Origin of the sequence: Mesorhizobium sp. M0292 (genome assembly GCF_040321695.1) — a bacterium.
In the GTDB taxonomy this organism is placed as follows: Bacteria; Pseudomonadota; Alphaproteobacteria; order Rhizobiales; family Rhizobiaceae; genus Mesorhizobium.
Window position 1 is genome coordinate 18,978 of the sequence record NZ_JAMYSB010000011.1, and the last position, 19,427, is coordinate 38,404.

General features: G+C 63.0%; 16 protein-coding genes and 1 pseudogene. 11 read left to right on the forward strand and 6 right to left on the reverse strand.

What is annotated here, in order from left to right; genetic code table 11:
* Positions 1–224 precede the first annotated feature (224 nt).
* Positions 225–2,846 (forward strand): bifunctional diguanylate cyclase/phosphodiesterase, encoded by a 2,622-nt coding sequence (locus tag NKI96_RS18135; RefSeq protein WP_352805465.1) that lies wholly within the window; start codon positions 225–227, stop codon positions 2,844–2,846.
* Positions 2,847–2,892: 46 nt separating this feature from the next.
* Here the strand turns inward: NKI96_RS18135 and NKI96_RS18140 are convergent, their stop codons facing one another.
* On the reverse strand, positions 2,893–4,515 hold the full coding sequence (locus NKI96_RS18140) for an ABC-F family ATP-binding cassette domain-containing protein (protein ID WP_352805467.1): 1,623 nt from the start codon (positions 4,513–4,515) through the stop codon (positions 2,893–2,895).
* 224 nt (positions 4,516–4,739) lie between these two features.
* On the opposite strand from NKI96_RS18140, the gene NKI96_RS18145 reads away from it, so the two are divergent.
* Entirely contained in the window at positions 4,740–5,060 is a 321-nt protein-coding gene (locus NKI96_RS18145; RefSeq protein ID WP_245272119.1) for an EthD family reductase, read from the forward strand.
* Between the two features lie 52 nt (positions 5,061–5,112).
* Here the strand turns inward: NKI96_RS18145 and NKI96_RS18150 are convergent, their stop codons facing one another.
* The 3 genes from NKI96_RS18150 to NKI96_RS18160 form a co-directional block, all read right to left on the reverse strand.
* Positions 5,113–5,856 (reverse strand): 2OG-Fe(II) oxygenase, encoded by a 744-nt coding sequence (locus NKI96_RS18150; RefSeq protein WP_352805470.1) that lies wholly within the window; start codon positions 5,854–5,856, stop codon positions 5,113–5,115.
* A 118-nt stretch (positions 5,857–5,974) separates the two neighbouring features.
* Entirely contained in the window at positions 5,975–6,499 is a 525-nt protein-coding gene (locus tag NKI96_RS18155; RefSeq protein ID WP_352805472.1) for a carboxymuconolactone decarboxylase family protein, read from the reverse strand.
* A gap of 44 nt (positions 6,500–6,543) precedes the next feature.
* Positions 6,544–6,966 carry an OsmC family protein gene (locus tag NKI96_RS18160; protein ID WP_023670326.1) on the reverse strand — a complete coding sequence of 141 codons (423 nt, stop codon included), beginning with the start codon at positions 6,964–6,966 and terminating at the stop codon, positions 6,544–6,546.
* A gap of 174 nt (positions 6,967–7,140) precedes the next feature.
* Here NKI96_RS18160 and NKI96_RS18165 point away from each other — a divergent pair, with 174 nt between their 5' ends.
* The 3 genes and pseudogenes from NKI96_RS18165 to NKI96_RS18180 all read left to right on the forward strand — a co-directional run bounded on the left by NKI96_RS18165 (position 7,141) and on the right by NKI96_RS18180 (position 11,228).
* Complete coding sequence (locus tag NKI96_RS18165; protein WP_352805475.1) at positions 7,141–7,593, forward strand: (2Fe-2S)-binding protein; 453 nt, start codon at positions 7,141–7,143, stop codon at positions 7,591–7,593.
* A 15-nt stretch (positions 7,594–7,608) separates the two neighbouring features.
* A complete protein-coding gene (locus tag NKI96_RS18170; RefSeq protein ID WP_352805478.1) occupies positions 7,609–9,912 on the forward strand; it encodes a xanthine dehydrogenase family protein molybdopterin-binding subunit in 2,304 nt (767 codons plus the stop codon).
* Between the two features lie 10 nt (positions 9,913–9,922).
* A pseudogene (locus NKI96_RS18180) lies at positions 9,923–11,228 on the forward strand (c-type cytochrome).
* Between the two features lie 22 nt (positions 11,229–11,250).
* Here NKI96_RS18180 and NKI96_RS18185 read toward each other — a convergent pair.
* Both NKI96_RS18185 and NKI96_RS18190 read right to left on the reverse strand, forming a co-directional pair.
* A complete protein-coding gene (locus NKI96_RS18185; RefSeq protein ID WP_352805487.1) occupies positions 11,251–12,738 on the reverse strand; it encodes an AMP-binding protein in 1,488 nt (495 codons plus the stop codon).
* A 33-nt stretch (positions 12,739–12,771) separates the two neighbouring features.
* Positions 12,772–13,587, reverse strand: coding sequence for a p-hydroxycinnamoyl CoA hydratase/lyase (locus tag NKI96_RS18190; RefSeq protein ID WP_023701859.1), 816 nt, complete (start codon positions 13,585–13,587; stop codon positions 12,772–12,774).
* Positions 13,588–13,741: 154 nt separating this feature from the next.
* Between NKI96_RS18190 and NKI96_RS18195 the strand changes: the two genes are divergently transcribed.
* From NKI96_RS18195 to NKI96_RS18220, 6 genes are all read left to right on the forward strand, one after another.
* Positions 13,742–14,215 carry a MarR family winged helix-turn-helix transcriptional regulator gene (locus NKI96_RS18195; protein ID WP_352805490.1) on the forward strand — a complete coding sequence of 158 codons (474 nt, stop codon included), beginning with the start codon at positions 13,742–13,744 and terminating at the stop codon, positions 14,213–14,215.
* A 352-nt stretch (positions 14,216–14,567) separates the two neighbouring features.
* Complete coding sequence (locus NKI96_RS18200; protein ID WP_352805493.1) at positions 14,568–15,293, forward strand: 3-keto-5-aminohexanoate cleavage protein; 726 nt, start codon at positions 14,568–14,570, stop codon at positions 15,291–15,293.
* A gap of 172 nt (positions 15,294–15,465) precedes the next feature.
* Complete coding sequence (locus tag NKI96_RS18205) at positions 15,466–16,509, forward strand: acyltransferase family protein (protein ID WP_352805495.1); 1,044 nt, start codon at positions 15,466–15,468, stop codon at positions 16,507–16,509.
* Between the two features lie 318 nt (positions 16,510–16,827).
* Positions 16,828–17,337 (forward strand): Lrp/AsnC family transcriptional regulator, encoded by a 510-nt coding sequence (locus NKI96_RS18210; RefSeq protein ID WP_023670324.1) that lies wholly within the window; start codon positions 16,828–16,830, stop codon positions 17,335–17,337.
* Positions 17,334–18,497, forward strand: a complete 1,164-nt coding sequence (locus NKI96_RS18215; protein ID WP_023711876.1) for a saccharopine dehydrogenase family protein — start codon at positions 17,334–17,336, stop codon at positions 18,495–18,497. The genes NKI96_RS18210 and NKI96_RS18215 overlap by 4 nt, the downstream gene beginning before the upstream one ends.
* A gap of 108 nt (positions 18,498–18,605) precedes the next feature.
* Positions 18,606–19,394: an ABC transporter substrate-binding protein gene (locus NKI96_RS18220; RefSeq protein WP_023684789.1), complete on the forward strand. Its 789-nt coding sequence runs from the start codon at positions 18,606–18,608 to the stop codon at positions 19,392–19,394.
* Positions 19,395–19,427: the final 33 nt, after the last annotated feature.

Here is a 19,427-nt window from a genome sequence, read left to right on the forward strand (position 1 = left end):
TGTTGCAATCTGAGGCGAATATGACTTCGCCGCTGGGTTGCAGAACGCTGCAACCTGGCGTCCTACTTTCGGACACTCATTCAGATTTCGGCTGGACCCTGGCAGCCAAAAGCTTACCGTTTGTTCTCGGATTCGTCTCGAAGCTCAAACTTAAGCTTTAGCTACTATGGTCGACCGAAGGACTACTGTCCTGGAAAGGTCTTCGGATCGAGTTGGCAGGTGCAATGCTCAATTCCGGCCGGTTGAAACGGGCCGTTTTTTCTTCCGCCAACTTGCCGGCGGCGATTGCCTTTGTCGTGCTTCTCGTCTGCGCCCTGGTTGCCGACCAGAGGAACAGAGAGGTCTCCGATCAGCTGGCGCGCGCCGACGTCCTGGCCAAGGTCAACATCATACGCGCCAAGCTCGAAGGCAACATAGGCGGCAATCTCCAGCTGGTTCAGGGTCTCGTTTCGACAATCGTTACCGAGCCCTATATGGGCCAGCAAAGATTTGCGGCACTCGCCCGTAATCTGTTCGAGCAAAAATCGCAGTTGCGCGATATTGCCGGCGCCCCCGACCTCGTCATCGCGCTGATGTATCCGCTGGAAGGCAATGAAAAAGCCATCGGGCTGGACTACCGCAAGAGCGATACGCAACGCATGGCCGCGCTTCGCGCCCGTGACCAGCGCGCGCTGGTGCTCGCCGGGCCGGTCAAACTGGCGCAAGGCGGACGTGGCTTCATCGGCCGTATCCCGGTCTTCGTGCCGACGGCGGGTGGCGGCGACCGTTTCTGGGGTATCGTCTCGGCCGTGATCGATGTCGATCGGCTCTACGCTGCCAGCGGACTGACCGACCCTGATCTGGATATCGATGTGGCGCTTATCGGCAAGGATGCGCTCGGCGGCGGCGGGGAACTGTTCTTCGGCGGCGATAATGTCGTGTCCGGCAATCCGGTGATGGCAGAGGTGCAATTGCCTTCAGGCTCCTGGCAAATTTCAGCCATACCGAAGGGCGGCTGGCCGACCGCTCCGAAAAATGAGTGGCTGTTGCGTCTGCTCATGGCGCTTGCCGGCGCGCTGGTGGTGCTGCCGATCCTCGTGGCAGGACGTCTTTTCGGTGAGCGGCAGAAAAGTGACGCCGAGTTGAGGCGCCTGTCCCGGCGGCTGGAGCTGGCGTTGGAAGCCTCTGCTATAGGCGTGTGGGAGCACGATACCGTCAGCAACGAACTCGTATGGGACGACCGCATCAACGAAATCTATGGCAAACCCGGCGGCGGCAAGACCCGTAGCTATGACGACTGGGCGCTGGCGATCCATCCCGAAGACTTCGAACGGGCTAAAGCAGATTTCGATTCGGCTGTTGCAACACAAGGCCCCTACTCTTCGCAGTATCGGCTCCTGCGGCCGGACGGCACCATTCGCCATGTGCGCACCCGCGCCAGTTTCTTCCGGGACATCGACGGCACGCCAAAAATGATCGGCGCCGAATGGGATGTGACAGGCGACGTGCTGCTCAACGAGAATCTCGTGCGTGAACGTCGCCTTTCAGAATCGAAAAATGCCGAACTGAACCTGGCCAAAGCCCGCATCGAGCATGTCGCGATGCATGATTCGCTGACCGGTCTGCCCAACCGTCGGTATCTGGACGAGATGCTTGCCGAAAACCGCGAAGCCGACGGCCGCGCGGCGTTGCTGCATCTCGACCTTGACCGGTTCAAGCAGATCAACGACACGCTCGGCCATGCAGCGGGCGATGCATTGCTGGTGCATGCTTCGAAAGTCATCAAGGCCAGCGTCGGCAGTGCCGATTTCGTTGCGCGCATCGGCGGCGACGAGTTTGTCGTGCTGAGCCATGGACGCGACGACAAGAAACTCGCCGCGCTGGCCGACCACATTATCGATGCGATGCGCCAGCCGGTCGACTATCTGGGTCACCAGTGCCGGTTCGGCGTCAGCATCGGCATTGCGGCCAATAGCGGCGTCGATGCAAGGCAGTTGCTTGTCAATGCCGATCTGGCGCTGTACCGGGCGAAAGGCCGCGGCCGCAACCGCTACGAGTTTTTCAACGAAGAGCTGCAGAGCGAGATCGTGCGGACCAAGCAGACCGCCGACGAGATTCTGGGCGGGCTCGAGCGGAACGAATTCATCGTCTACTATCAGCCGCAGTTCGACGCCAAGACGCTGGAGATCGTTGGCGTCGAGGCGCTGTCGCGTTGGGATCATCCGCAACGCGGCATGCTGACTCCCGACGCCTACATCAAGGTGGCTGAAGAACTCAATGTCGTGTCGCTTATCGACCGCACCGTCCTGGAGCAGGCGCTCGATAATTTCGAGCGTTGGTCGCGCAGCCACCTCAACATCCCGCGCGTCTCGGTCAACGTTTCCGCCAGGCGCCTGGAAGACAGGGATCTGATCAAGGGTTTGCGCAAGCTTCCCATCAAGGAAGGGACCGTGTCGTTCGAACTGGTGGAGTCGATTTTCCTCGACGAAAACGACGAGCTGGTCAGCTGGAACATCGAACACATCAAGGGGCTCGGCATCGACATCGAGATCGACGATTTCGGCACCGGGCATGCCTCGATCGTCTCGCTGTTGAAGTTGCGGCCGCGTCGCCTCAAGATCGACCGCCAACTGGTCACCCCCATCTCCAGCTCAATCGCACAGCGGCAGCTGGTGTCGTCCATTATCGACATCGGCAAGTCGCTCGGGATCGAAGTGATCGCCGAGGGTGTCGAGACGATGGAGCACGCGCGCATTCTGAAAGAGCTTGGCTGCGATATCCTGCAAGGCTTCCTTTTCGGCTACCCGATGGACGCAAAAGCCTTCAAGACGTTCGCTCAGTCCCGCAAATGGCTGGCGGCGAGCTGACGGACCCGGGGCTTTGTTTGATGCAGAAGCGGACGCAGGAACTGCGTCAGCTGCGCAGGCCCGGCGCTTCCTGCCCGGTGCGCTCGACATATTCGGTGTAGCCACCGCCATAGGTGTGGATGCCTTCGGGTGTCAATTCCAGCACGCGGTTGGAGAGTGCGGCCAGGAAATGGCGGTCGTGCGAGACGAACAGCATCGTGCCTTCGTATTGCGACAGCGCTGTGATCAGCATCTCCTTGGTGGCGATGTCCAAATGGTTGGTCGGCTCGTCCAGCACCAGCAGATTGGGCGGGTCGAACAGCATCAGCGCCATTACCAGGCGCGCCTTTTCGCCGCCCGACAGCACCCGGCATTTCTTCTCGATCTCGTCGCCGGAAAAGCCGAAGCAGCCGGCGAGTGCCCTGAGCGGCGCCTGGCCGGCTTGCGGAAACGCGTCCTCCAGCGTCTGGAACACGGTGCGCTCGCCCTCCAGCACCTCCATGGCGTGCTGGGCGAAATAGCCCATTTTCACACTCGGCCCCCGAGCAACTGTGCCGGCATCCGGGTCAGACGCGCCGGCCACCAGCTTCAGCAGCGTCGACTTGCCGGCGCCGTTGACGCCCATGATGCACCAGCGCTCGCGGCGGCGGACCTGGAAGTCCAGCCCCTCATAGATCGAGCGGCTGCCATAGCCCTTATGGACGTTCTTCAGCGTCACGACATCCTCGCCGCAGCGCGGCGCCGGCTGAAAATCGAAATTCACGATCTGACGGCGCTTGGGCGGCTCGACGCGATCGATCTTGTCGAGCTTCTTCACCCGGCTCTGCACCTGGGCGGCGTGTGACGCCCGCGCCTTGAAGCGCTCGATAAAAGCGATCTCCTTGGCCAGCATGGCCTGCTGGCGCTCGAACTGCGCCTGCTGCTGCTTGTCGGCGATCGCCCGCTGCTGCTGGTAGAATTCGTAATTGCCGGAATAGGCGGTGAGCGAACCGGCGTCGATCTCGACCACCTTGTTGACGATGCGGTTCATGAACTCGCGGTCGTGCGAGGTCATCAGCAGCGCGCCCTCATAACCCTTCAGGAACTGCTCCAGCCAGATCAGGCTTTCGAGATCGAGATGGTTCGACGGTTCGTCGAGCAGCATGACGTCGGGCCGCATCAACAGGATGCGGGCGAGCGCCACGCGCATCTTCCAGCCGCCGGACAATTTGCCGACATCGCCGTCCATCATTTCCTGGCTGAAGCCCAGGCCGTCGAGCACTTCGCGGGCGCGGCCATCGAGCGCATAGCCGTCGAGCTCCTCGAAACGATGCTGCGCCTCGCCGTACTTCTCGATGATCTCGTCCATCCGGTCGGCCTGCTCGGGATCGGCCATGGCCGCCTCGAGTTCGGCCATTTCGGCCGCCACGTCGCTGACCGGCCCGGCGCCGTTCATCACTTCGGCCACAGCACTATGGCCGGCCATGTCGCCGACATCCTGGCTGAAATAGCCGATGGTGACGCCGCGATCGACCTGCACCTGGCCTTCGTCGGGCTGTTCCTGGCCGGTGATCATGCGAAACAGCGTCGTCTTGCCGGCGCCGTTCGGCCCGACAAGGCCGGTCTTCTCGCCCTTCTGTAGCGAGGCCGAGGCCTCGATGAAGACAAGCTGGCGGCCGTTCTGCTTGCTGATGCTTTCAAGACGGATCATGAGGCGGTCCGGGGGGGAGTTGGTGCAAAGTTGAGGGATTTGCCCGGGGCCATACGCGAATGAGCGCAAGGAGGAAAGAGGCAGAAGCGCCACAGATGGTGGCGAGGACCCCGTCATCGCGCCCGAAAACAAAAATCCAGCGATTGTCGAAAACCGCCCTCGCGGAACGACATTGGCACGGCGGCCTGCATGGCCCCCAAACAGCGACACCAACAGGCAGGAATATGACGATGGCCAAGATGCTCGTGATCTACAAAACCCCGGCTGATCCGGAGGCCTTCGACCGGCACTATTTCGAGGTTCATGTGCCGCTGGCCAAGAAGCTTCCCGGCCTGCGGCGCTACGACATCAGCAGGCGGCCCATCATCAAGCGCTCGGCGGGCGAGATTCCGTATCTGGTCGGGACACTCTATTTCGACAGCCTCGCCGATATGCAGAGCGCATTTGCCACCGAAATCGGCATTGCCTGCGCCGCTGACCGGCGTATACTCGCCCCAGGAGACGATGACTTGACGATGCTGCTGTTCGACGTCGACGAAGTGTGAATCTTAGCCGATCTCGGAGTGGAACGAAGGAGCCGCGCCGAAGCGGACGACGTTACTTCGCGTCGTGGAAGATGATCCCCACCGTATGCCGCCGTCCCGAGCGCAGGCGGCTGACGCCGTGCCGGAGATTGACGCGGTAGTGCCCTTTCGTACCTTGCACCGGGCGATTGTGGACAGCAAAGATCACTGCATCGCCCCGGGTCAGCGGCACCACTTCGGCACGGCTTTGCATGCGCGGGCGCTGCTCGGTCAGCACGAATTCGCCGCCGGTGAAATCCTCGCCCGGCTGCGACAACAGGATCGCCACCTGCAGGGGAAAAGCGAGGTCGCCATAGAGATCCTGATGGAGGCAGTTGAAGTCGCCGGGGCCATATTGGAGGAGAAGCGGCGTCGGCCGCGTTTGGCCGCCTTCGTGGCAAAGCTGGAGGAAGGCGGCGTGGTCATCGGGATAGCGCTGCGCCGCGCCCATGCGATCGTTCCAGTCGTTCGCGACGCCGGCCAGCCTCGGATAGAGCGCGGTGCGCAGGCCACCGACCAGATCCGGCAGCGGATAGCGGAAATAGCGGTACTCGCCCTTGCCGAAGCCATGGCGGGCCATCACCACATGGCTGCGGAAATGGTCCTCATGCGGATAGAGACCGGCGATCTCGGTGCACTCCTCGGGTGAAAGCAGCGCCGGCATGACGGTGCTGCCGTGGCTGTTCAGTTCGCCGATCAGAGCACTCCAGTCCTGCGCTGCGACGCGCGCTTCGGCCGAATGGGCTGCGCGTTTGGTGCTTATCGAATGGATGGTCATCGATGCCTCCTTTGATGTGATCAAAGTGGGGCGAACGGCGGGCGTGAACCACCCGATTCCTGCGGAGGTGAAGCGCGATCTTCCCCTTCGCCCCCTGTGGGAGAAGGGAAAACGCGCTTCACCGCTTGCGATACACCTCCAGCTCCGGGTCGAGATCAACGCGCACCGCATTCGTGAACAAGCAGGTCGCCACCATGATGCCGGCGAAGGCGACGAGGTTGACCAGCAGTGTGTCGTCGTAGCTAGCCTTGAGTGCCGCCCAGACATCGTCGGGAACGGCGTTGGTATCGGCAGCGACTGCCTTGCCGAATTCGATCAGCAAAGCTTCTTCAGCGCTGGGCTCGATCGCCTCGGGATCAAGACCGCTGTCGATCAGCGCGCGGCGGAAGAAGGTAAGCGGTATCTCGGCGCGGCATCTCTCGGAGATCGCCAGCGACAACAGCCAGACAGCGCGGTCGTCGAGTGCGGGCTTGAGCAGATCGCGCAGGGTGAACCATTCGGCATAGATGCGGTGGGCCGCCGGTGAATGCAGCAGGATGCGCTTCATGTTGGTCATGCGTCCGCGCAGGCCAAGCTCCCTGTCGTGCTCGGCGCGGATGTCATGCGATGCCGAGGCGTAGTCGATCGGCGGGATCATGGCCATGGGACGGTCCTTGGTTGGTGGTAGCGAGGCATTCTGCGACACCCTCACCCAAGCGTCGTATGCAATTGCGGCGCGGCGCGCAGCGTGTTGGACACCGTGCAGATCGCTTCGGCGTCCTCGACGATCCGCTGCTTGGTCGCAGCGTCGAGATCGCCTGAGATGTCGAGCCTGATGTTGAGCCTTTCGACGCGCGACGGCTCGTCCTTGGCCTTCTCGCCGCTGACCTCGGCGCGCACCTCGCCAAGCGCGGCGGCGACGCCGAGGCGTGAGGCGGCGATGCGCGCGCTCAGCACCATGCAGGCGGCGAGCGAGGCGTAGAGCAGGTCGAGCGGATTGAAGCCCGGCGCGCTGACGCCGGTGACGACATCGACTGCACCGCCGGTCGGAGTGGTGATGGAAGGCAAGCCGCCGGGCTGCAGCGTCGCCGTCGCGCCGGTGACGCGGGTCCTGACCTTCAACTCAGCCATCGCAAAAACCTTTCAGCCGGCAGCCCGGCAAAGATCAGGGGCACTGTGGCGCGCACACGAGTGCGATTTGCACACGCGTTGCGGTGCCGAACAACATGCATGTGATTAGACACGACCGGCAAACAGGTGCCTACTGCATTGTCCACGGGGATGCGGATAACCGAGGAGAGGCCCATGATTGCGCTCAATGTAAACGGCGAGGATCGCAGTGTCGACGTGCCGGACGATATGCCATTGCTGTGGGTGCTGCGCGATGTCATCGGCCTGACCGGCACGAAGTTCGGTTGCGGCATCGCCCAGTGCGGCGCCTGCACGGTGCAGCTTGACGGGCAACCGGTGCGATCCTGCGTGATGCCGGTCGCGTCGGTTGGGTCGCGCCATGTCACCACCGTCGAGGCGATCGGTGCGACGCCATCGGGCAAGAAAGTGCAACAGGCATGGCTCGACCTTGAAGTCATCCAGTGCGGCTATTGCCAGTCCGGCCAGATCATGTCGGCCTCGGCGCTGCTGGAGCGCAACCCCGACCCGAGCGACAGCGATATCGACGCCGCCATGTCCGGCAATATCTGCAGGTGCGGCACCTACACGCGAATAAGAGCGGCCATAAAACAGGCCGCGAAGGCCTGAGGGAGATAGCCAGCCATGAGCAAGCCGTCCTCCTCCCCCACCCAAAAATTCACCTCGCGCCGTGCCTTCCTGCAGGGCAGCGGCCTTCTGCTCGGCTTCACCATGCTGGGCGCCGGCACCAGGCCCGGTTTTGCCGCCGCCGAACCCGTCGAGGGCGACGTCACCGCCGCCTTTTCACCCGATGCTTTTATCCGCGTCGACAGCGACGGCAAGATCACTTTCATCCTGCCCAACATCGAAATGGGCCAAGGCACGCACACCGGCGAAGCGACGTTGATTGCCGAGGAACTGGAAGTCGGCCTGGACCAGGTGAAGGTCGTCGACGCGCCGCCCAACGACAAGCTGTATGCCACCGCTGCGCTTGGCGGCCAGGCAACGGGCGGCTCGACCTCGATGCGGGCAACCTGGGAATCGCTGCGCAAGGCTGGGGCAGTCGCCCGCACGATGCTGATTTCCGCAGCAGCCGCACAATGGTCGGTTCCGGTTTCGGAATGCAGCGCCAAGCTTGGCGTGGTCACGCATCTGCCGACAGGCCGGCAGCTGGCCTATGGCGCGCTCGCCGACGCGGCCGGCAAGCAACCGGTGCCGAGCGACGTCAAGCTCAAGGACCCCAAGGATTTCCAGCTAATCGGCAAGTCGCTGCGCCGGGTCGACACGGCGGGCAAGGTCAATGGCGCGGTGGTCTACGGCATCGATGTGCGCGTGCCCGGCATGAAGGTGGCGACGGTCGCCGCCTGTCCGGTGATCGGCGGCAAGCTCGGCGATGTGGACGAGACGGCGGCACGCGCCGTTCCAGGCGTGCGCGATATCGTCAGGCTGGACAATGCGGTCGCCGTGATCGGCGATCATTTCTGGGCGGCCAAGAAAGGCCTCGAGGCCCTCACCATCACCTGGGACGAAGGCGCCAACGCCAGGCTTTCAAGCGACGATATGATGAACACCTTGAAGGCTGCGTCCAAAAACAAGACACCGATCATGGCGCGCCAGGAAGGCGACGTCGCCGGCGCGCTGAAAGCCGCCGTCAAGACGGTCGAGGCGAGCTATGAGCTGCCGTTCCTGGCCCATGCGCCGATGGAGCCGGTCAACTGCGTCGTGCATGTGCGCGCCGATGAATGCGAGATCTGGCTCGGCACCCAGGTGCCCACCCAGGCGCAAGGCTGGGCGGCACAGGTCACGGGCTTTCCGCTCGACAAGATCATCGTGCACAATCACCTGATCGGCGGCGGCTTCGGCCGCCGGCTGGTCGCCGAATATGTCGGCCAGGCGGTGGCGATCGCCAAACACGTGAGCTACCCGGTCAAAGTTATCTGGACGCGTGAAGAAGACATCCAGCACGATCTCTACCGGCCGACCTACTACGACCGGATATCAGCCGGTCTCGGCGCCGACGGCCTGCCAACGGTGTGGATCGACCATGTCGCCGGCGGTTCGGTGTTGGGTAATTACATCCCCGGCGGCTGGCCTCAGGACAAGCTTGACGACGATGCCGTCGAGGGCGCCGCCAAACCGCCCTATGATCTGCCGGTCATCCAGGTGGACTGGGTGCGCGAGGATCCGCCGGTGCCTATCACCTGGTGGCGCGGCGTCGGACCGACGCACAATGTCTTCGTGGTCGAAAGTTTCATGGACGAACTCGCCCATTCGGTGGGCAGGGATCCGGTAGAGTATCGCCGGGCGCTGACAAAGAACCAGCCGCGGGCCGCAGGCGTGCTCGAGCTTGCGGCCGAAAAGTCGGGATGGGGCTCGCCGCTTCCGGCCGGCAGCGGCCGCGGCATTTCCCTGCACGATGCCTTCGGCAGCTTCATGGCCGCGGTGCTGGAGATCTCGGTTTCAGCGGCCGGCGAGATTACGCTGCAGCGCGCGGTGGTGGCCGTCGATTGCGGCATCGCCATCAACCCAAACACGGTCGAAGCCCAGATCGAAGGCGGGTTGATCTTCGGCCTGTCGGCGGCGCTCTACAGCGGCATCACTTTCAGCAATGGCCGCGTCGACCAGAGTAATTTTCACGACTACCGCATCCTCCGCAACAATGAGGCGCCGAAGATCGAGGTCTATCACGTCAAGAGCCTGGAATCGCCCGGCGGCATCGGCGAGACGGCAACGGTTTCGGCCGGGCCTGCCCTTGCCAACGCGATCTTTGCCGCGACGGGAAAACGCCTGCGCAGCCTGCCCATCGACCGCAACCAGCTGAAGAGCGACGGCGCCGATAAGACCAGCGTGTCGATGGTGCCGCCCCCCTCAGCACCCTTGCTGGCGGTGCTGGCGAACAGCAGGGAGCGCCCGGAGACCGGCATCGAAACCGAAGCCGAAGCGCTGTGAGGGCCAGGCCATGAGAAGCTTGGTCCGCATCCTCCTCGCTATCGTGGTCGTCATCGCCGCTGGCGTTGCGATCTTCCTGTTCAAACCGGCGTCGCTGCCGGACGTCTCCGTGGCGGCGGCGAAACTGCCGACCAGTCAGGCGCTGATCGATCGCGGCGAATATCTGACGCGTGCCGCCGATTGCGTCGCCTGCCACACAACCGGAGGCGGCCAGCCCTATGCCGGCGGCGTTGCCTTCAAGCTGCCGTTCGGCACCGTCTATTCCCCAAACATCACCGCCGACAAGGAAACCGGCATCGGCGACTGGAGCGACGCGGTTCGTGCGTGCCTTGCATCAAGGCATCGACAAGCAAGGCCGTAATCTCTACCCGGCCTTTTCTTATGCCGCCTATGCCAGGATGACCACGGAAGATGCGCTTGCGATCAAGGCCTATCTGTTCAGCCTGCCGCCGGTGCACGCCGAGGCGCCCAAGAACGATCTGAGCTTCCCGTTCAACCAACGTTATGTCCTGCGGTTCTGGAACCTGTTGTTCGTCCCCGACGGTCCATTGCAGCAGGACGAAAAGCAGACGGCGGAATGGAACCGCGGCGCCTATCTCACCGAAGCGATGGCGCATTGCGGCGAATGCCACACGCCCCGCAACCTGCTCTATGGGCTCGACAACAGCAAGAAATTCGCTGGCGCCGAATTGCAGGGCTGGGAGGCCTACAACATCAGTTCGGACAAGACGACCGGCATCGGCAGCTGGAGCGATGAGCAGTTGTCCAACTATCTGTCCAAGGGTCATGCGGAAGGGCGTGGTGCGGCCACCGGCAGCATGGGCGAAGCCGTCGACTACAGCCTACGCCATTTGACGCCGGAAGACATCAAGGCGATCGTCACTTACGTAAAAACCGTGCCGCCGCAAGTCAGCAGCGACAAGGCGATCGTCGAAGCGGAGCCGCCGGCAACACTGACGACGTCCATCGCCTACGCTCCGTCTGCCGATTCAGTGGCGCAAGGCGGGCTCGGCCTGAAGCTGTTCCAGGGCGCCTGTGCCGGCTGTCACGGATGGAACGGCGAAGGGCTGCAGACACCTTATGCGGCGCTGCGCGGCAGCCGCACGGTCAATGACCCCGATGGCACGAACCTCATCCAGGGCATCCTGAAGGGCGCGCATATGACGACGCCGCTCGGCAAGCAGGCGATGCCGGCTTTCGCCAATGCCTATTCGAATGTCGAGATCGCGGCGCTCGGCAACTATGTGCTGGCGCATTTCGGCGGCAAGCAATCCGCCATCACGCCGGCCGACGTCGCCAAGGCGCGGGCGCAGTGAAGAACGGCGGTGAAGCCCGATCTCACCGCCCGCGCAAGATGTGTTTCTGAATCTTGCCGGAGGCGGTGCGGGGCAACGCGTCGGTGAGCAGGAATTCCTTCGGCACCTTGTAGCGGGCGATGCGAGCCGCACAGTGCGCCGCGAGCGCCGTCGGATCGAGGACGCAGCCAGCCTTCAGCACGACGAAGGCGCGGCCGACCTCGCCCCAGCGCCCGTCGGCGATGCCGATGACGGCGACGTCCGAAATGTCGGGATGATCGAGCAGCGCCATCTCGACCTCGGTTGGATAGACGTTCTCCCCGCCCGAAATGAACATGTCCTTGCGGCGGTCGACGAGGGTGACGAAACCATCTTCGTCGCGGCGCGCAATGTCGCCGGTGCGGAACCAGCCATCCGATGTAAAGGCCTGCGCCGTCTCATCGGGCCGGTTCCAGTAGCCCGGCGTGACATTGGGGCCTGACAGCCATATCTCACCCGGCTCGCCGGCTGCGGCGTCGTGGCCATCTTCGTCCACGATGCGCAGCGACAAAGACGGCGCCGGCAGGCCGGCGGAGCCGGCCTTGCGGGCGATCTGGTGTGCCTCGACCGGCATGCCGAGCACGGTGCCGGCTTCGGTCATGCCGAAGCCGTCGACCATGCGCACGCCCTGCTCCAGCCACCAAAGGATGTCGGCGGCGGGATTGGGCGCGCCACCGGTAAAGATGGCCGTCAGCGTGGTCCAGTTCGCCGGCGCGAACGCGGTGCCGTCGCGCAGCATCCGTGCCATTTGCGGGACGCAGAAATAGTGGGTGACGCCGAGGTCCGGGTCTGCCAGACGGCGGTTGGTGAGACCGGCCTCGAAGCCGGGCGAGATCAGCACGGTGCCGCCCTGCAGCAAGGGCGGACGCAGGCTGGTGATAAGGCCGATGACATGGAACATCGGCGCGTCGCAGAGGAAGATGCTGGAATTGCCGACGCGGCCGAGCACGCCGAAGTTGACCGCGGTGGCGAACGCATTGGCCTCGGTCAGGATGACACCCTTGGGCCGGCCCGATGTGCCGGAGGTGTAGAGGATGATCGACGGTACATCGCCCGCCGGCAGAGCGCGTCGTAGCGCGGGCGCTTGCGCTTCGGCCGCCGCGGCAAAGGCCCTGACCTCCACAGGTACACAGCCTTTTGGCAGCGCCGTAATCAGCGCCGCGTCGTGCAGCAGCAGCACCGGCTCGCAATCGGCCAGGACCGTCTGCTGCTCGACGGCGGAAAGGCGCCAGTTGACCGGCACGAAGATGGCGCCGAGCCGCATGGCGGCCTGCTGCGCGATGAGTAGATCGGCGCTGTTGCGGGCGAGCGTCGCGATGCGTTGTCCCGGCTCGATGCCGTAGTCTTCCAGCACAGCCATGGCGCGCTGGATGGCCTCGTCGAGCGTACGGTAAGTCCAGCGCCGCCCGGATGCGAGATCGACGCAGGCGACGCGCTGCGGCTGCGCGCCCGCGTGCAGCGCCACGGGGTCTGAAGTCGTCCAGGCCGGCATCTCGCTTCTCCTCCCCGATTGGATATTGGCTGATCACCTCGCCTTGTCATAGGCGCCGAGCCCGGGCTTGTAGCTCTTTTCGTCGATGAACTGGCGGATGCCTTCCTTGCGGCCGTCATTGTCGTAGGAATTGGCCGCTTCCTGCGCGCGCACCAGATAGTCCTCGGCATTGTCATAGGTCATCTCGCCGACGCGGCGGATGGCGTCCTTTGTCGCCTTCAGCGCCACCGGGTTTTTCTTCAGCAGGATGTTCGCCACCTCGGTAACTCGTGGCTTCAACTCCGCCAGCGGCAGGCTTTCATTGACCAGCTTCCAGGCCGCCGCCTTCCTGCCGTCGATCAACTCGCCGGTCAGCGCGTGGTACATGGCGTCGCGCATCGACAGGAGATCGACCACCACCTTGGTGGCGCCGCCGCCGGGCAGGATACCCCAGTTGATCTCCGACAGAGCGAACTGCGCCTCGTCGGCGGCGAAAGCGAGGTCGCAGGCAAACAGCGGGCCGTAGCCGCCGCCAAAGCACCAGCCATTGACCATGGCAATGGTCGGCTTGCGATACCAGCGCAGCCGCCGCCACCAGCCATAGGCCTCGCCTTGCGCCTTGCGGACGGCGCCCAGCCCCTTGGCCTCGGTCTCGCGAAAATACTCCTTGAGGTCCATGCCCGCCGACCACGCACTGCCCTCGCCCGACAGCACCAGCACGCCGACATCATCGCGGTATTCCAGCTGGTCGAGCACCTCCATCATGCGCCGGTTGAGCGCCGGGTTCATGCAATTTCGTTTTTCAGGCCGGTTGAAGCGCACCCAGGCGATGCCATCCTCGATGTCGAAGGCAACGGTCTCTTCGGTCATGGCAACTCTCCTCCGGCTTGCGTTCCTGTGTGGCGGGGAGAAGAGTTGTGCTCTTCCCCTGCATCAATCGCTATGTGACATAGCTTTTAGAATTGCTATGTTGCATAGTCTTTTTTGCTTGACAAGAACCTTGGTCGCAGCGATCGGTTGCAGCATGGACGAGACATCGGACCGCAGCGGCAAGGTGGCTAGGGTGGCGCCTGAAGACAGGCTCGACGCACAGATCGGCTACAATCTGCGGCGAGCTTCGACCCTGGCGCTCAATGATTTCACCGCCGAGATGGCCGATGCCTCACTGCGCCCGGTCACCTACGGCATGCTGGCGCTGATCGACGAACGGCCCGGCATCAGCGCCGCCGAGCTTTGCCGCCGGCTCGGCATGAAAAGCGCCAACATGGCGCCGCTGCTGGCCGAACTCGAGGAGCGCGGGCTGGTCGAGCGTAATGACCATGCGCAGGACAGGCGCGTGCAGGTGCTCGCTCTGACCAAGGCAGCCAAAGCCGCCATGCCGGCATGGCGGCTCAAAGTGCGCAACCACGAGGACCGGTTCCTGCAACGGCTGACGAAAAAAGATCGGGCAACACTGCTGCGGCTGTTACGGCTGATCTGGAGCGAGGACGGCGATTGAAAGGGAGGCCGGGGTGCTTCGGTGCTGATCGTAGCGATGATGGGCGCGGCGACGCCGAACACCACCTGAGGTTTCCGCGAGACACCCCCCTCTGCCCTACCGGGCATCTCCCCGTCAAGGGGGGAGATTGGACCTCACCTCTGCCTTCGCCAGTCTCCAACGTTGCGACGCCGTAGGCGCAGCTGATCTCTCCCCTTGAGGGGGAGATGGCCGGCAGGCCAGAGGGGGTGCGAAGGAACTCGGCATTGCCCAGGTTTGGCGCGACACACTGTCAGCAGTCTTTACCGCGCCCGTTTCCTCTCCACCCTGCCCTTTGCTAGGCTCGCCCATCGGCAACAGGATCGCGAGAGCCATGATCGTCCAGACCTGCATCAACGGCGCGCGCGCCGCCGATTTTCACCCCACGCTGCCGCTCGACGCCGAAGCCATGGCGCGCGATGGCGCGGCCTCTGTTGCCACCGGCGCAGCTGAGCTGCACGTCCATGCCCGCGGCGCGGACCGCCGCGAGAGCCTTGCGCCGGAAGCGATGGACCCGACGATCGCGGCGCTGCGCCGCGCCTGCCCCGGCACGCTGATCGGCGTTTCTACCGGCGCCTGGATCGAGAATGACGATACAAGCACGCTGGTCGCCATCGCCGGCTGGCGCGAATTGCCGGACTATGCCTCTGTCAATCTCAGCGAGGCGGAGGCACCCATCGTCATGGAGAGCCTGCGCCAGCGCGGCATCGGCATCGAGGCGGGTCTGGCCTCGGTCGCCGACGCCGAGCGGCTGGTCGGCCTCGACCATGGCGGGCGCGTGCTGCGCGTGCTGATCGAGATTTCCGAGCAGACGCTAGACGAGGCTTTTGCGGTCGCCGACGGCATCGAACAGGTCCTGGAGCGCGCCGGCATTTGCCGTGCCATCCTGCTGCATGGCGAGAACGCGACGGTGTGGCCGTTCGTGCGCCGTGCCGCGGATCGCGACTGGTCGACGCGCGTCGGGCTGGAGGATGGGAAGCATCTGCCGGATGGCACGGTTGCGGCCGGCAATGCCGCGCTGACGGCGGCAGCGGTGGCGATCTTCCAGGCCGGGCGATAGCGCATACAAGCAGCGCGCCAAGGCATCGCCGAGACGATGGCGATCGCAAGGCCCGGGCCGCGAAAGTCGGTGAAAGCTATTCAAATTTTATGTATTAATTAAACCGGCAGTTAATCGTCGCATCAACGATCTCATCTGTGTTAATATTCTCCGGCATCGGGGACATTTTTTAATGAACGTCATTCCGGATAATGATCACGCTGCGCCGCGTCGGATTCAACAATATACATCGATACAGACCCTGCGGGGGCTAGCAGCCCTAATGGTTGTTATCTATCATCTTCCGGCCGCACTAGGCGTGCTCGATTTGCCTATTCCCATTCTAAACAGCGGCGTCGACCTGTTTTTCGTCATCAGCGGTTTTGTCATGGTTCTCTCGACGGAGAACAGACATCGCGACCACCGTGCTTTTTTGATGCAGCGGTTCACGCGCGTCGTTCCGTTCTATTGGGTCATGACCTTCCTCATGGTCGCCGCACTTTGGCTGTTTGCCGGTCGTGGAGTGTCCTTTGAGCAGATTACCAATAGCCTGCTTTTCGTGCCCTATCTCGATACGGCCACAGGCTATGTCCAGCCAGTGCTTGGCGTGGGTTGGACGCTCAATCTGGAAATCCTGTTTTATATTCTGTTCGCGGCGACTATGGGTTTTGGTGCGCTGACGCAAATGGCCACGATTGGCGTTGTCTTTGCAATCGCCGTAGCCGCACGCATTATCTTCAAACCCGCCGCCGACACTGTGCTGTTTTTCTATACCACGCCAATCCTGTTTGAGTTCCTTGCCGGCATGGCTGTCGGCCATCTGGTCGGCAGACTGCTGCGTTTGCCCGCTTTCCTGGGTGTCTCGGCTGTCGGGTTCGCTATTGTGTCCACACTGGTGATGGTACTTGGCTTCAACTTGCCGCGAACCCTTGCTCAAGGTATCCCGGCGCTGATCCTTGTCGCGGGTTGCATCAGCCTGGAGAGCTACTTCCGACTTTTTGCTCCTCGCGTGCTGGCAAGGCTGGGAGATGCTTCCTACTCTCTCTATCTGACCCATCCTATCGTGCTGCTCGCGATCGCTCCTGTCGTTGCAACCGCCAATGTGTCACCATGGCTTGCAGGCATAGCTATTGTCACCGCCTGCATCGCCGTGTCCCTGGCGAGTTATAGTTTTATTGAAAGGCCGCTTTTGGCCATGTCGCGAATGAGCCTCTCCGCTTATCAGGTGAAGGCGTGAGTTGCGGCTACGCCGCAACTTGGTCGGCCTGTTATGCGGGTGCGTTGCTCACTACGACCTCGCGTCGCGTTCAAGCGACCACGGCGGCGGCAAGATCGTCTTCGCACTCCGTCGCCTAGTGCTGTCGCGCACATCCTCGACTGCCCCAAAATGCGCAGCGGTTTTGGGACGACATGCATCCTGTCTTGCCCGAACGCACACGGAAGGGACACAGAGGGATGACATAGCTCTTGCTGCTGTTAAAAATTCCCCATAAGGTATTTTTCATATCCGAAAGAAAATCCGATCGTTTCTTTCCCTTTATGAAAGCCTTGCCTTTTGCGTGAGCATCTCGATCAAACCGATCGACGGCTGGTAAAGCTGTTGTCGCAGGATGCCCAGCCCGGCATCAACCGGCTCGCCGAGACGATGGCGATCTCGGTGCCGACAGTGCGCTCAAGGTTGCGCAATCTGCTCGACCGCAACCTCTTGAAGATCGTCGGGCTGCTCAATCTGACCGAACGCCCCGAGCTGATCTCGGCCATTGTCGGCATCAACGCTCAGGGACGTGGCCGCGCCCGGGAGCTGGCGCAACGCATTGCCGAACTGCCTTTCGTCAACTCGGCCTCGGTGGTTACCGGGCGCTTCGACATCATCGTCGACGTGACCGTCGCCGGCGATGTCGCCGACCTCTACCGCATCACCAGCGAATTGATTCCGGGCGCCGGCATTCCCGGCGAAGTCGTGCGCAGCGAAACCTTCGTCGTCATGGCTTCATGCAACAAATGGGTCAGCCTTCCCGAAGGCTGCTGGTCGGAAGAAACACCGTCGCGCAAGGAGCCGGCATGAGAATAGCTGTTCTCGGCGGCCTCGGCCTGCAGGGACGGGCGGCCATCGCCGATCTCGTCGCCAGCGCCGGTGTCGAGGAAGTCGTCTGCGTCGATACGTCGGCCGACGGCCCTGCCCGGCTTGCCGGGCTGACCGACCTTTCCCGCGTGCGTTTCGTCGTGCCCGAAGGCCCCATCGGCCCGGCACTTGCCACCGTGCTGGCGGATGTCGACGCCGCCATCGATCTGTTGCCACAGCCATTGATGCGCGAGGCGGTGCAGGCCGCGATCGCAACGCGCACGCCGCTGGTCACCACCAATTACGGCAAGGCGATTGCCGATCTGGCGGCGGAGGCTGAACAGGCCGGCGTTTCGATCATGACCGAATGCGGGCTCGATCCCGGCATCGACCTCGTGCTCTACGCGCGCGCCGCAAAGCAGTTCTCTAGGATCTCCTCGATCGATTCCTATTGCGGCGGCATCCCCGAACCGAAGGCGATGGCGAAGCCGCTCTGCTACAAGGTGAGCTGGAATTTCGACATGGTTCTGGTCAGCCAGAACCGCGACAGCGTGATGATCGAGCATGGCAAGCGCGTCGAAGTGCCGGCCGGGCGGCAGCACGACAATGCCTTCATCCACGAGATCGAGGTCGCGGGCCTCGGCCGGCTGGAAGCTTTCCCCAATGGCGACGCGCTGCACTATGTCGAGATGCTGGCGGCCGCCAAGGGATTGCAACGCTCGGGCCGCTATACACTGCGCTGGCCGGGATGGTCGGCGTTCTGGGCGCCGCTGAAGGAACTCGGCTTCCTCTCCGAAGACAAGGTGCCCGGCACCGGCGCCAGCCCCCGCGAATTTCTCGGCCGGCTGCTCGGCCCGCAATTGCAGTATGGCGCTGACGAGAAGGACCTTTGCGTGATGCGCAATGTCTTTTCCGGTCTCGAGGGCGGTCGCGCCAAAACGGTTACGTCGGACCTGATCATCGAACGCGACCTGGCATCAGGCCTGTTCGGCATGAGCCTTGGCGTCGGCTATCCCGCCAGCATCGTGGCGCAGATGCTGGCGCGGCGCGAGATCGCCACACCAGGGCTTTTGAACCCGCTGCTGCATGTGCCGGACGGGCCGTTCTTCGACGAGCTGGCCAGGCGTGGCATCAAGGTTGCCGAGACGGTGGCCTGGGACTGAGGATTTTCGAACGGTGGCTGCCGCCGGCAAACGGTGCCGCCGCTCAAAAAACACCCAAAAGGGTGGAATAACAAAGTGGAACAACAACGATAACAGGAGGAATGCCAAATGAAGATTGCCAAGCTTTTCATCGCCGGACTTGCGCTTGCGGGCCTGACCGCTGCTGCCAGTGCCGGAACGCTCGACGAGATCACCAAGCGCGGCGAACTGCGCGTCGCGGTACAGACGCAAGGACCTCCCTTCTCGCTGGTCGGCGCGGCCGGCGAGCGCACCGGCAGTTCGGTCGAACTCGCCGAACTGATGGCCAAGGAAATGGGTGTCAAGATCACCTTCCTCGACTATGATTGGGACGGGCTGATCCCGGCGCTGCTTTCGGGCAAGGCCGACCTGCTCGTCGCCGACATGACGCCGACGCTGGCGCGCGGCATGAAGGTCGCCTTCACCACACCTTACATGTATACCGGCAGCACCGTCTTCACCAAGGCCGACAGCAAGTTCAAGACAACCGAGGACTGCAAGGCCAAGGGCACCAAGATCGCCGTGCTGTTGGGCGCCACCGGCGAAAAGGAAGCCAAGAACGCCTTCCCGGATGCCGACATCAAGAGCTACAAGGGCGGCGGCCCGCTGCTGCTCGACGCGGTCAACAACGGCCAAGCCGATTGCGGCGTCAACGACGTCTCTGCGGTCAAGGGTCAGTCGACAGCCTATCCCGCCGGCACATTCACCATCATGCCGGACCTGTTGTCGAAGGAGCCGCTTGCCTTCGCCACCCGCTACGACGAGCCGGATCTGTTGATCTGGATGAACCTGTTCCTCAACCAGGTCAGCATCGACGGCCGCCTGCAGAAGAACCTCGACTACTGGGTCAATTCTGACGCCTGGAAGAAGGATCACTAAACAGAGGTAAGCAGGGAGTAGTGAGTAGGAAGT